This window comes from Ruegeria marisflavi (assembly GCF_025673445.1).
In the GTDB taxonomy this organism is placed as follows: domain Bacteria; phylum Pseudomonadota; class Alphaproteobacteria; order Rhodobacterales; family Rhodobacteraceae; genus Ruegeria_B; species Ruegeria_B marisflavi.
The window spans coordinates 376,792-389,410 of record NZ_JAOVQN010000001.1; the positions used below are offsets into that span (position 1 = coordinate 376,792).

Genomic DNA, 12,619 nt, shown 5'->3' on the forward strand with positions numbered 1-12,619 from the left:
GAGGTGTGACGAAGGAACCGGAAAAATCGGGCGTCGGCGGGCTGGATAGAGCCGCATATTGTGGCACAATTTGACCCCAGGAGCGTGCGGAGGGAGCTATGGAACACCAAACCACACATGTGACTGGCGGCTGCCTGTGTGGCCGGATCAGGTACGAGGCGGAGGTTTTCCTGTACAACGGGTATATCTGCCATTGCACGATCTGCCAGCGCAGTACCGGCCAGCCTGCCGAGATCACGGTGCTGATCAAGGCGGGCACGTTGCATTATGTTGGCGAGGAACCGCGCTATTACGTGTCCTCGGGCGACGGCAAGCGCGGCTTTTGCGCCGAATGCGGGGCGCGCATCGTCTGGCAGGCATTGCGGGCCGAGGATGACTGGTTGACGAATGTCACGGTGGGCAGTCTGGACCGCCCCGCCGAGGCCAGGGTGACGCGACATATCTATGCCGATACGCAACTGCCCTGGTACCATGTCTGCGAAGAGCTGCCGAAACTGACCGGGCAGGATGCCGACGTGCTGATCGAGATGCTGCGACAGGAGCATCGCCCGGACCGGGCCTGACCCAAAGGGAGGGGGCGAGGCTTTGCCTCGCGGTCCTGAGTGAGTGCCCGGACATGAAGGGGTTACGGGGCCGTGCCTGCCGTGCGTTCATCGTGTTGTGATGGTTCGCTTTTGAGTTTTTCTGACCAGAAAGAAGCGGGTTGGGTTCAGCCCCCCGGTTCGGTTCCGCGCTTGCCCCTGCCGGTCATTTCGGACACTGGTTGGCGGGCAGGCAAGGGAGCGGGCGGATGAGCGGCGAGGTCAGGGTGAACGTGCTGGGCCTTTTGGCCGCGATGGGGGCCGGGATCTGCTTTTCCGTCATCGACGTGGTGTTCAAGTTCTTTTCCGGCGACTATCCGCTGTATCAGATGGTGCTGATCCGGTCGGTCGTGGCGATGGTGGTGCTGCTTGCGGTGTTCGTGCCGCTGGAGGGCGGGGTGCAGGTGCTGCGCACCCGTCAGCCGCGCCTGCATATGGCGCGCAGTTTCGCGGTGCTCTGCGCCAATCTGTTTTTCTTTACCGGGCTGGCGGTGATGCCGCTGGCCGAGGCGGTGGCGATCGCCTTTGCCACGCCGCTGATCGTGACCGCCTTGTCGGTGCTGTTCCTGCGTGAGCGGGTGGGACCGTGGCGCTGGGGCGCGGTGTTTGCCGGATTCCTGGGCGTGCTGGTGATCATGCGGCCGGGAACCGAGGCGTTCCAGCCGGCGGCGGTGCTGCCGCTCTTGGGCGCATGCGGCTATGCCACGCTGCATGTGCTGACACGCCGGGCGGGCGGCGCGGACCGGGGGGCGACGCTGACCTTTTACCCCTTGCTGGCGTTTCTGGTGGTGAGCGCGCTGGTGGGGCTGACGCTGGGCGACGGGCGGTTTGCCAGCGGCGACAGCGCGGCGCTGGATTTCATCCTGCGGGAATGGCGCTGGCCCGCGCCGGAGCACTGGAAGTATTTCCTGGCGATGGGGGTCGTGGGGTCCATCGGTGGTTATCTGACGGCGCAGGCCTATCGGTTGTGCGAGGCGGGGCTGGTGGCGCCGTTCGAATACATCGCCATGCCGATGGCGGTGCTGTGGGGCGTGCTGATCTTTGGCGAATGGCCGGACAAGGCGGTCTGGGCCGGTTCCGGGTTGATCATTGGCGCCGGTCTTGTTTCAGTCTGGCGCGAGACACGGCGTGGCCGCACCCCGAGCCGTCCGCGCCCCAGGTCGCAGAGTTGAGGAATTTGTTATGACCATCGAGGCCGTCATTTTCGACATCGGCAACGTTCTGATCGAGTGGCAACCCGAGCGATATTATGACCGCACCATCGGCGTGGCGCGGCGGCAGGCGATGTTTGCCGAGGTGGACCTGCACGGGATGAACGACCTGGTGGATCAGGGGTATCATTTCACCGACACGATCTATGACTGGGCCGAGAAGTATCCCGGCTGGCGGGACGAGATCCGGGCCTGGCATGACAGTTGGATCGAGCTGGCCACGCCCGAGATCCCGCATTCCGTGCGCCTGATGCGGGCGCTGAGGGCGCGGGGCGTGCCGGTCTTTGCGCTGACCAATTTCGGAGTGCAGAATTTCGATTACGCCTGCACGGTCTATCCGTTCCTGTCCGAGTTCGACCGGGCCTATGTCTCGGGCCGGATGCGGATGGTGAAGCCGCATGCGCCGATCTATGCCGCGGTCGAGGCCGATTGCGGGCTGGCGCCGGAGCGGTTGCTGTTTGCCGATGACCGGGCCGAGAATATCGACACCGCCCGCGCCCGTGGTTGGCAGGTGCATCATTTCACGGGACCCGAGGGCTGGGCCGCGCGCCTGGTGGCCGAGGGGTTATTGACCGAAGGAGAGGCCGCATGAGCATTATCCATATTCCTTTTGCCGAGGGCGAGGCCAAGCTGGACTGGCTGGAACTGACGCGGGCGCTGGCCGATGGCCACACCCTGCCCAAGGCGCAGATCGGCGATACGTTCCTGTATCGCGATCCCGATACGATGCTGACGCGGTCAGCCTGGATCGACGGGCTGGGCATCGCGGTCAAGACCGCCAATATCTTTCCGCGCAACCCCGAGCGGGGCGATCCGATGATCAACGGGGCGGTGAACCTGTACAGCGACCATGACGGGGCGCTGTCGGCTCTGGTGGATTTCCACCTGGTGACCAAGTGGAAGACGGCGGGCGACAGCCTGCTGGCGGCGCTGCGGCTGGCCGATCCTGACGCGCGCGAGGTGCTGGTGGTGGGCGCGGGCACCGTGGGCCTGTCGCTGTGCGAGGCGTTTGGGGCCGGGTTCCCCAAGGCGGCCCTGAAGATGTGGAACCGCACTCGGTCCAAGGCCGAGGAGGTGGCGGCGCGGTATGACGGGCTGGAGGTGGTCGACGATCTGGCTACGGCGGTGAACCGGGCCGACATCATCGTCACCGCCACCATGTCGAGCGAGCCGGTCATTCGCGGCGAGTGGCTGCGCCCGGGTCAGCACCTGAACCTGATAGGCGCCTATCGGCCCGACATGCGCGAGGCCGATGACGAGGCGATGCGCCGTGCGCGCATCTTTGTCGACAGTTTCGACACCACCGTGAACCACATCGGCGAGCTGATGATGCCGCTGGCCGATGGGGTGATTGCGCGGTCGGATGTGCTGGCCGATTTCTACGAGCTGGACGCGTTCAAGGCGGGGCGGGACGACATCACGCTGTTCAAGAACGGTGGCGGGGCGCATCTGGACCTGATGACCAGCCGTTATATTCTGGACAAATGGCAGGGTCAGGGGTGATCTGCCTGTCCGTCTGACGGCCAGTCGGGAAAGCGGTTGTCAGGCGTTGGCCCTACGGGCGTCTGCCGCCTCGTCGATCAGCCATTGGCGCACCGCGCGCACGGGTTTGCGCCGGTGCGCGCGGCTGTTGACGGCAAGGTAGTAGCCGCCGAAGGGCAGCGCCACCGGCGCAAGTTCGACCAGCGCGCCCGAGCGGCGTTCGGGTTCGCACAGGTTTTCGTCCATTAGCACGGCGCCAAGGCCCGAGACCGCCGACTGGATCGCCAGGAGCGCACTGAGCGGATGGGGCAGGTCGAGCGGGGGAAGCTCGGCCAGCCCGGCCTGTTCGAACCACACGGGCCATAGGTGGAAGGTCGCTTCCTCGATCAGCGGGCCACGGGCCAGTGTGGCGAGATCGAGCCGGCCATCCGTCATCGGCGCGAAACCGGGCGCGGCATAGGCGTGGACCATGGAGGGCAGCAGCAGGTCGTAGCCCTGCGGTGGGTCGGATCGCAGGTAGCGCAGGCCGATGTCGAAATCATGAGCCTCGATATCCATGACCTGGGTGCTGACGGAGATTTCGAGACTGATGTCGGGGTGCAACGCCCGGAGCTTGCCCAACCGGGGGACCAGCCATTTCTGCGCGATGGTGCTTTCGGTGGTCAGCGTCACCTTGCCCTGTGGCGGGACCGAGAGCGCCTCGGTCGCCTCGGCGATGAGATCGAAGGCCGGGGTGATCTGTGCCAGATAGGCGCGGCCCTGATCGGTGAGTTCGACGCCGGTGTTACGGGTGCGAAAGAGATGGACGTTGAGCCGCTGCTCCAGCCCCCGAACATGCCGCGATATGGCGGAATGCGACACGTTCAGCTCGGCGGCGGCCCGGGTGAAGCTGCCCAGCCTGCCTGCCGCCTCGAAGGCGCGCAGGGCATTCAGCGGGGGCAGGGTGCGGGACATGACCCTTTGTGACTTTTTGGAACAATGGCTGTCAAGGAACGGCGTTTGAGCGGCCACGCCGGACGGGCGCAAGATGGGGTCAGGTCATCGACGGAGGTTTGACATGGCACATCTGGATCATCGGTCGGGCATCTTTGTTCAGATTTCACCCCGGCATGTCGCCGGATTGTTCCGGGGCTTGGGCCGCCGGGTGTTGGGCGGATTCGGGGCGCTGTTGCGCCCCGCGCCGGGTGCAGAGCAACTGTCGCCCAGGTTGCGGCGGGATGCGGGGCTGGACGATCCGCGCGCAGAGTGGGAGGCGGCGCGCAAGGCGCCGCTGATCCGGGGTTAGGCCGGAACTGCCGCGCGGTTCTCGCGGATCGGCAGGTGGACGATGGCGCTGAAGGCACCGACGCCGACCCCGATCCACCAGACCATGGTGTAATCGCCGTAAAGGTCGTACATCCGCCCGCCGAGCCAGACGCCGAGGAACCCGCCCAGCTGGTGGCTGAGGAAGATGATGCCATAGAGCGTGCCCATGTAGCGCAGCCCGTAAAGATGCGCGACAAGGCCCGAGGTCAGCGGCACGGTGGCAAGCCAGAGCGAGCCCATCGCAACCGAGAACAGGATCACCGACAGGGGCGTGATCGGCAGCAGGATGAACACGGCCCCGATCACCGTGCGGGCGGTGTAGATGCCCGCCAGCAGGTATTTCTTGGGGAAGTGCTTGCCCGCCCAGCCCGCCGTCAGGGTGCCCGCGATATTGGCCAGCCCCACCAGCGAGATCGCCACCGCACCCAGCGCCGAGGTGGTGGTGATCCCCATCGAGTGCAGCACGCCGCCGGGCAGGATCGGGCCGCACATCTCGGTCACGAAGGCGGGGAAATGCGCGGTGATGAACGAGAGCTGATAGCCGCAGCTGAAAAAGCCCAGAAAAATCAGCGTATAGGACGGGTCGCGAAAGGCGCGAGACAGGATCTGGCCCATGCTCTCTTGCAGCTCGGCCTTGCTGGCCGGTTCGGGTGCGCGCAGCATCGGCAGGGTCAGCACCAGCGCCAGGATCGCCACCGCAAAGACGATGAACACCTGTTGCCAGGGCAGGAAGGTCAGCAGCCATTCCGCCGTGGGCGCGCCGATCACCTGTCCGACGCTGCCTGCGGCGGTGATGAGGGCAAGGCTCATCGAGCGGTTCTCGTCGCTCGACGCCCGCGCGACCACCGCGAGGATCACGCCAAAGCCGGTGCCCGCGATGCCAAACCCCACCGCCCAGGCATAGATCTGATGTTCGAGCGGTGTGGTCGACCAGGCGCTGAGCACCATGCCGCCAGCATAAAGGAGCGCGCCGAGAAAGATCGCCTTGCGGTCGCCGATCTTTTCCGAGATGGCGCCAAAGATCGGCTGGCCGATGCCCCAGGCAAGGTTCTGGATGGCGATGGCCAGCGAGAAATCCGAGCGCAGCCAGCCGAACTCCTCGGCAATCGGGATCTGGAACACGCCAAAAGAGGCCCGGACAGCAAAGCTGACGGTGATGATGACGCAGCTGACGATCAGGATCGGATTGATCAGGCGGGCCGAACGGTCCATTGGCGGTCTCCGGTATTCTTGTCCGGCGGACCCTAAGTCCAAACGCGGCGGCGTCAATTCAGGAGTTTTGCGGGCATCATTAACGAAAATTGATGCGAGCGGTGGAAAGGCGCCGCTTTTCAAGGCGGGGCAGGTTGGGTATGGCTGCAAAATGACCGCTGTTTCCGCTCTTTACGCCGCCCGTGTCGCCGAGGGCGCCCTGCATGCCGATACCGCCCAGGAGGCGGCGCTGGCCGAGTTCGACCGGATTTTCGAAGCGCTGAGCGCCCCGGTAAAACGCGGGTTGTTCCGCAAGGCGCCGCCGCCACCTCAGGGCCTCTACCTGTGGGGCGGGGTCGGGCGTGGCAAGTCGATGCTGATGGATCTGTTTGTCGAGGCGCTGGGCGATACGGTGCCGGTGCGCCGGGTGCATTTCCACGCCTTCATGCAGGAGATCCACGCGGGCATGCACGAGGCGCGCAGCAAGGGCGTGGCCGATGCGTTGGCCCCTGTCGCCGATGCGGTGATCCGCTCGGTCAAGGTGCTGGCCTTTGACGAGATGCAGATCACCGATATCACCGATGCGATGATCGTGGGGCGCCTGTTCGAGGCGCTTTTCGCGGCGGGGGTGGTGGTGGTGACCACATCGAACCGGGTGCCGGACGATCTGTACAAGGACGGGCTGAACCGGCAGCTGTTCCTGCCCTTCATCGAGCTGATCAAGGAGCGGATGCGGGTGTGGGAGATGATCTCGCCCACCGATTACCGGCAGAACCGGCTGGAGGGGGCCCGGGTCTATTTTACGCCCATTGGCCCGTCTGCACGAGGCGAGATCGAGGCGATCTGGCGCGATCTGACCGGGGGGGCGGGCGGGCCGCTGATACTGAAGGTTAAGGGCCGCGACGTGGAGCTGCCGGCGTTCCGCAACGGGATCGGGCGGGCCAGTTTCTATGATCTCTGTGGGCGGATGCTGGGACCGGGCGATTACCTGGCCGTCGCCGAGGCGGTCAAAGTTCTGGTACTCGAGGACATCCCGCGCCTGAGCCGCAACAATTTCAACGAGGCCAAGCGGTTTGTGACCCTGATCGACGCGCTGTATGAGGCGCGGGTGCGGCTGATCTGTTCGGCGGCGGCCGAGCCGGAGATGCTCTATGTCGAGGGCGAGGGCACGTTCGAATTCGAACGCACCGCCTCGCGCCTGCGCGAGATGCAGGACAAGGATTGGGGCGTCTAGCGCGGTCTTGTTCGGGGTTGTCAGGGGGCGCTGCCCCCGCCGCCCTTCGGGCGACTCCCCCGGAGTATTTCGGACCAGAAAGAAGCAGGATTGGATAACATGCCGGGATAAGGCGCGCTGTGACGTTCTTGCCTGAAGTGCCGCGAAGGCGGAACCGACCCAACGATCACGGATTGTTCAGGTTAATGCGGGGAAGGGTTTGCTTTCGATCGCTCGAACTCCGTTTCGCTGGCGGATGTTTTGTTGAAAAACCGCGCTTTGCTGGTGGTGGCGGAGTGAATGACGGCGATACCGCTCTTTCCTTCCGTGTATGGCCCGGCGGTTCGCGTCAATAGGTGCCGCGCATCACGGTGCGCGGCAAACGGCAGGAGATCGGCCAAGCAGCCCGCCCGCGATTTTGCTTGTCACGGCACGCAAGTTGGCGCTTGAGCACAAGGGCGTGGCAATGCTTGGCGAAGATACGTTGACCCACAAGCGAAAAGACAGGGAAGGGTCGACCTTGACCCTGGCAGCGGAAATTAACCGGAGACAAAGCTGTCAGAGTTTCGGAACGAAAAGCACCGGAAACAAAGGCGTTCGACATTGAACAAATACGCCGTGCCAGTTTGGGGGCGGGTGGGGCATCACGTTATCGCAACCCATTGCGGTTGAAGAAGATAATGCCGCTCAAAACCCGCTAATCATCGACCCGGCGTTTGCCGTGCGACTTCGGAAAAAAGGGTTCCAGACGCACCATCCGCACGTCGGTCAGCCGAAAGGATCACTTGTGTCACCGCTCTGTTTTCGGAGCCATGAGCCGCGCAAAGCGATGGAAATCAATGCATCCCGAACCTATGAAAGTTTACTTTTGTCGCGCTCATCTGCGAACTTTGGGGAACAACTCCGTTCCTGACGCCATAGCTGATACCTAGAAAAATCGGAAAATGAAGTTTCTTTCTTTTAAATTTTTCAACCTATCGGAACGTGTTTTCTTAGCGGCTAGTGGAGCCTTTCGCTTTGCTTGCGGCCTTCAACCCTGCCGGCAAGTGACGTTCAACGTGGAAATCTGGCTCTGTCGCAAGGGAGTAGACCATGAAAAAACCGATGCTGAGACTGGTGGCAGTTGCCCTCACCGCATGTGTGGGGTCTGTATCAGCCGTATTTGCCGATTACCCTGAAAAGCCGGTGTCATTCATTGTTCCGTGGCCTCCGGGTGGTGAAGAGGATGTGCTGACCCGGATGATCGCTACCGAATTCCAGAACATGTATGGCGTGCCCGCAGCCGTAGTGAACAAGCCGGGCGGCGGTGGCGGGCCGTTTCCCGGTGCGCTGGAGGTGGCGGCTGCGCCCGCCGATGGGTACACCGTCGGTTCGTTTGTGATCGGGGTGCCGGTGGTCGGACCCTCTCTTGGGATTCCGGAACTGACACCGAACCCGTTCGTTCCGGTTGGAGTCTTTATGACTTATCCTTTCCTGATCGTGGCGGGAAAGGATGCGCCTTACAGCACGATGGAAGAGCTGGCGGCCTATGCTCAGGAGAATGATGTTACGCTTGGCCACTTTGGTGCCGGGCTGGTTCCGACGCACGTCACTTTTGGCCTGGCCGAAGAGCTTGGCTTTGAATTCGGCTCAGACGCGGCTTATGACGCGCTTGATTGCAATACGCTTGCGTCTGGCGATGTGGATGTCATGAACTCTGTTGCGGCGTTGGTTGCTCCATGCCTGTCCGACATCAAGGTCCTGGCCAGCGTCACGGACGAACGGGTTTTTCTGACCCCCGATGCCCCTACGGTTTCGGAAATTGTGCCCTCGCTGGATATCGTCCTGTGGAACGGTCTGTTTGTCCCTATCGGAACGCCCGAGGACATCATCGCCAAGATCGAAGCCGCCGCTATCCGGGCAATCCAGAGCGAAGAGGCAAAGACCTATGTGCAGACGAATGGGGCGCAGATCTATTGGAAGAACCGCGCCGAAGCCGAGGCATTGATCAAACGGGATATCGAAACCTTCGGTGCGCTGACCTCCAAATAAGCGGCATCGCGTTGCAGCGTCGCGCTGGAAGGCGCTGCAACGCTATTTTGCGCCATGTGCATCCAGCAAATCGGAGATAAAGACATCTACGACCTTGTTGTCGCGTCCACCGCGCCTAGTGATCAGGTGAAAGTCCAATTCGGTTCCGATCCTGTCTGGCAGGAGCGAACAAACCAGACCTTTATCTTGCCATATCTGTGCGAAATGCGTCGGCAGGAACCCAAGGTACTGCCCTGACAGCACGAACAGCATGGCGGCATCCATGTCCTCGGTAAACACGGATGGGGCGGGCATGGAGGAAGGTTTCTTGAGGATCTGTTCCAGGGCGGTGCCGGACGACACCATGGAGTGACTGCCAAGGTCCCGCAGCAGGCGATCTTCGTCGGTAATCTGCGCCAATGGATGATCGCGAGCGCAATAGAGCGCGACATTCTCGGTGAATAGCCGGGTATAGTCCAGCCCCGGTATGCGGGCTGGAAACAAGCCGATGCTCAGATCGTAGCGACCATCCAAGGTGCGGCTTTGCTGTTCGGCCGAGCGCGTTTCTTCGAGCCGGAAGGTCACCTTGTTGGGGCGTGTCTGAAACTTGCGGATCGTGTTCGGCAGACGGAAGGCAGGATTGGTGGCCATGTTTGCCTGCAATCCGATCTTTACCTCTCCGACCAGTCGGTTCTGTATCTCGGCGGCGGTCAGGTTGAAGTTGCTGAAAGCACCCAAAACCGTTTGTGCGGCCTCATAGACCGCTTTCCCTTGGTCGGTGATGCGGAACCCTGAGCGACCACGCTGGCACAGGGTCATGCCCAGCTGCTCTTCGAGCTCTTTCATCTGAATGCTGATCGTGGCCGCCGACATATTCAGAACGCCCTGTGCCGAGACAAACCCGCCGCAATCGACAACCGTCACAAACACCCTGAGCTTGCGGATCGAGTTTTCGTGGAGGCTCAGCACGGTTTGTTTCTTTAGAGATCGAAAAATATGGTTTCTATATTTTGGATTTATCGAAGTGATTTTTCCATGAAAATCTGACCTTGCCATAAACCTTGGATAGGAAGTTACCGTCATGACTGCGATAAACCTCGACCGCCTGCGCGCGCTGGCGGAAAAATCCGATCTCAACGACCAGGTGCTGCAGGCCTATCTGGACAGCGGAGTGGCGCATGGCGGCGACAAACGGGAACATGTGGCCCCCTATGCGGGAATCTCCTCGTTTTTGCGTGCGCCGTTACAGGATGGGTTTGCCGGTCTAGATATCGCGATACTTGGCGTTCCCTTTGATCTGGCAGTGACAAACCGGCCTGGTGCCAGATTCGGACCTCAGCAGGTCCGGGAGTTTTCGGTTCTGGCTGCGGGTCCTAAAAACCATGCGACCGGAATTATTCCGGGCACTTTGGCGCGTTTCGCCGATTGCGGCGATGTCCCGATTGCGAGCACCTACAATCTGGAACAGGCAACTCGGGAAATCGAAGATTACTACCAAACGGTCGCTGACGCGGGCGTTCTGCCGCTGTCGGTCGGCGGCGATCATTCGATCAGCTATCCCATTCTCAAGGCTGTCGGTCGCGATGCGCCTGTCGGACTGATCCATATCGATGCCCATGCCGATACCGGGGGGCCATTCAACGGATCCAGGTTCCACCATGGCGGGCCGTTCCGCAATGCAGCACTGGCCGGCGTCCTCGACCCGGAACGCACGGTTCAAATCGGCATCAGGGGCCGCGCGGAACCGCACTGGGATTTTTCCTATGACAGCGGCATGCGGGTGATCCATATCGAGGAATTTTACCAGATGGGCCTGGCAAACGTGTTGGAAGAGGCCCGCAGCATTGTTGGCACGGGTCCCACATACATCTCATTTGATGTCGACAGTATCGACCCGGCTTTCACGCCGGGAACCGGCACGCCGGAAATTGGCGGGTTGCTGCCACGCGAGGTTCAGGCATTGATCCGGGGGTTCCAGGGGCTGAACCTGGTCGGGGCGGATGTGGTCGAGGTTTCTCCGCCATACGACCGAGCGGGAAACACCGCCCTGGTCGCAGCAACGATCCTGTGGGAACTGCTTTGCATTCTCTCTTTTGCGGTATCTCGAAGATGATGAGAGCATGTGATCGAAACGGAGCAGTGTGAATGGCGGCGTTGGCACTTTCAACTGGTCAGCCCGGCTCCTGCCTATTTCGATTGGCAGACTTGCCGTTGCGCTAAACTGTGGCACCGGCTTCCCATTAGGTTCCAGACTCATTGATCGCCAAAGCCAGAACATGACGGTTGCAGCGAGGGCGACTGCGGAGAGGAAGGTTTTGGCGCACCTGTCGTAGCGGGTCGCGATGCGGCGCCACTCCTTCAATCTGCCGAACATGATCTCGATGCGGTAACGCCTCTTGTAACGATGCTTATCGTAGCGGACGGCCTTGCCTCGCGACTTTCGGCCCGGGATGCATAGGCGTATCCCTTTGTCTTTCAACGCTTCCCTGAACCGGTCCGCATTATAGCCCCGGTTCGCGATCATCCAGTCGACAAAGGGCAGACTGCCCAGCAGGGCGGCGGCTCCGGTGTAGTCGCTGACCTGGCCTGCTGGTATGAAGAACTTCAGGGGCCGCCCCTTGGCATCGGTGACGGCATGCCGCTTGGTGTTGAGCCCGCCCTTCGTTCTGCCAATCAGACGCCCGCGCTGGTCGGCGGAAGCCAGTCACTCCATCGAAGCCGACGACCTCGCGCCAGACGCCCCGTGCCAGCCCGAGGCAGTCGCATCCGACGCCCTTGAGGCTCGCTTGGTCATGATACGGCGTGCCCAGCCAGAACCGTGCAATGGCGATAACGGGCTCGGTAGTAGTTCTATGTTTTTGGATGATCACCACGAGCGTAGTTTCTTGCAATACAAGTTGTGTAGTGATCGGAGAGATGCGCATGCGAAAACTGTTTGCTTTCCCCATTTTTCTGGGGCTGAGCGTCGCCACTCATGCTCAGCCAGCCCTCGAATGTCCCCCGGGGCCTTTTGAATGTGTTCCATGGAACCCGCCCGGAGGCGGGGGAAACCCTGCGCCGCCGCCGCCACCATTCTTCGAAATTCAACCTAGGTTCATTCAGCCCGAGAGCTTCCAAGGATATGTGGCACGAGGAGATGGCGCCACACTGCAAATTACAGAACAGGCCGCGCCAGAAGCGGTACGTGACGTGTTGGAGCGATATCAAGGTTCCATGGATTCGGCCAAACGGCTCTGTTGCACAAATCGGCTGATAGTCGAGGCTCCCCTTTCCCCGGACAGAGTCATCCCACGGGTTTCGTGATGGGTATGCCGAGCGCGGTATAGCCGTTGAGTACGGCGATGCGGACCTGGAGCTCTGCGACCTGACGGTCGAAGTCCCGTGCCATGAACCGCTGGCCCAGCAGTTTCACACAATGCATCTTCGTCTCGACGCGGCTTCGGCGGTGATATCCGCTCCATCGTCGCCAGAGGGCGCGGCCCAGGTATTTTGACGCCCGCAGGGCTTCATTTCGGGCCATGGCTCCGGCGGTGACGGTCTTCCACGGCTTTGCATTCTTGCGGGGCGGGATGACAGCGTGCGCGCCGCGGTCGGCGATGGCGTCGTGGCACTTGCGGGTATCGTAG

13 protein-coding genes and 3 pseudogenes are annotated in these 12,619 nt (G+C 61.9%); 8 read left to right on the plus strand and 8 right to left on the minus strand.

From position 1 onward, the window contains the following. Positions 1 to 98 precede the first annotated feature (98 nt). The 4 genes from OEZ49_RS01805 to OEZ49_RS01820 all read left to right on the plus strand — a co-directional run bounded on the left by OEZ49_RS01805 (position 99) and on the right by OEZ49_RS01820 (position 3,295). Positions 99 to 563 (plus strand): GFA family protein, encoded by a 465-nt coding sequence (locus tag OEZ49_RS01805; RefSeq protein WP_263386721.1) that lies wholly within the window; start codon positions 99 to 101, stop codon positions 561 to 563. Positions 564 to 790: 227 nt separating this feature from the next. Then, entirely contained in the window at positions 791 to 1,753 is a 963-nt protein-coding gene (locus OEZ49_RS01810) for a DMT family transporter (RefSeq protein ID WP_263386722.1), read from the plus strand. 10 nt (positions 1,754 to 1,763) lie between these two features. Next, positions 1,764 to 2,384, plus strand: a complete 621-nt coding sequence (locus tag OEZ49_RS01815) for an HAD family hydrolase (RefSeq protein WP_263386723.1) — start codon at positions 1,764 to 1,766, stop codon at positions 2,382 to 2,384. Next, positions 2,381 to 3,295 carry an ornithine cyclodeaminase family protein gene (locus OEZ49_RS01820; RefSeq protein WP_263386724.1) on the plus strand — a complete coding sequence of 305 codons (915 nt, stop codon included), beginning with the start codon at positions 2,381 to 2,383 and terminating at the stop codon, positions 3,293 to 3,295. The genes OEZ49_RS01815 and OEZ49_RS01820 overlap by 4 nt, the downstream gene beginning before the upstream one ends. Before the next feature lie 39 nt (positions 3,296 to 3,334). Here OEZ49_RS01820 and OEZ49_RS01825 read toward each other — a convergent pair whose 3' ends face one another. After that, positions 3,335 to 4,228, minus strand: a complete 894-nt coding sequence (locus tag OEZ49_RS01825) for a LysR substrate-binding domain-containing protein (protein WP_263386725.1) — start codon at positions 4,226 to 4,228, stop codon at positions 3,335 to 3,337. A gap of 103 nt (positions 4,229 to 4,331) precedes the next feature. Between OEZ49_RS01825 and OEZ49_RS01830 the strand changes: the two genes are divergently transcribed. Next, the gene (locus tag OEZ49_RS01830) at positions 4,332 to 4,559 is read left to right on the plus strand and encodes a hypothetical protein (protein ID WP_263386726.1); all 228 of its coding nucleotides are present in this window, start codon (positions 4,332 to 4,334) and stop codon (positions 4,557 to 4,559) included. On the opposite strand, the gene OEZ49_RS01835 is transcribed toward OEZ49_RS01830, so the two are convergent. After that, a complete protein-coding gene (locus OEZ49_RS01835; RefSeq protein ID WP_263386727.1) occupies positions 4,556 to 5,791 on the minus strand; it encodes an MFS transporter in 1,236 nt (411 codons plus the stop codon). The two genes, OEZ49_RS01830 and OEZ49_RS01835, sit on opposite strands and share 4 nt — an antisense overlap. Before the next feature lie 151 nt (positions 5,792 to 5,942). On the opposite strand from OEZ49_RS01835, the gene zapE reads away from it, so the two are divergent. Continuing rightward, positions 5,943 to 7,004, plus strand: coding sequence for a cell division protein ZapE (zapE, locus tag OEZ49_RS01840; RefSeq protein WP_263386728.1), 1,062 nt, complete (start codon positions 5,943 to 5,945; stop codon positions 7,002 to 7,004). 182 nt (positions 7,005 to 7,186) lie between these two features. Here the strand turns inward: zapE and OEZ49_RS01845 are convergent, their stop codons facing one another. Both OEZ49_RS01845 and OEZ49_RS01850 read right to left on the minus strand, forming a co-directional pair. Next, entirely contained in the window at positions 7,187 to 7,384 is a 198-nt protein-coding gene (locus OEZ49_RS01845; protein WP_263386729.1) for a hypothetical protein, read from the minus strand. 251 nt (positions 7,385 to 7,635) lie between these two features. Continuing rightward, a pseudogene (locus tag OEZ49_RS01850) lies at positions 7,636 to 7,740 on the minus strand (IS5/IS1182 family transposase); the annotation flags it as partial. 335 nt (positions 7,741 to 8,075) lie between these two features. Here OEZ49_RS01850 and OEZ49_RS01855 point away from each other — a divergent pair. Then, positions 8,076 to 9,014, plus strand: a complete 939-nt coding sequence (locus tag OEZ49_RS01855) for a tripartite tricarboxylate transporter substrate-binding protein (protein ID WP_263386730.1) — start codon at positions 8,076 to 8,078, stop codon at positions 9,012 to 9,014. A gap of 42 nt (positions 9,015 to 9,056) precedes the next feature. On the opposite strand, the gene OEZ49_RS01860 is transcribed toward OEZ49_RS01855, so the two are convergent. Beyond that, entirely contained in the window at positions 9,057 to 10,076 is a 1,020-nt protein-coding gene (locus OEZ49_RS01860) for a LysR family transcriptional regulator (protein ID WP_263386731.1), read from the minus strand. On the opposite strand from OEZ49_RS01860, the gene speB reads away from it, so the two are divergent. Further along, a complete protein-coding gene (speB, locus tag OEZ49_RS01865; RefSeq protein WP_263386732.1) occupies positions 10,075 to 11,106 on the plus strand; it encodes an agmatinase in 1,032 nt (343 codons plus the stop codon). The genes OEZ49_RS01860 and speB overlap by 2 nt on opposite strands. A gap of 153 nt (positions 11,107 to 11,259) precedes the next feature. Here the strand turns inward: speB and OEZ49_RS01870 are convergent. From OEZ49_RS01870 to OEZ49_RS01875, 3 genes and pseudogenes are all read right to left on the minus strand, one after another. Beyond that, positions 11,260 to 11,679: pseudogene (locus OEZ49_RS01870) on the minus strand (IS5 family transposase); the annotation flags it as partial. Further along, positions 11,651 to 11,857 (minus strand): annotated as a pseudogene (locus tag OEZ49_RS23020) (hypothetical protein); the annotation flags it as partial. The pseudogenes OEZ49_RS23020 and OEZ49_RS01870, both read right to left, overlap by 29 nt. Positions 11,858 to 12,276: 419 nt before the next feature. Beyond that, a partial coding sequence (locus OEZ49_RS01875) for a transposase (RefSeq protein ID WP_263386733.1) occupies positions 12,277 to 12,619 on the minus strand: 343 nt, incomplete at its 5' end.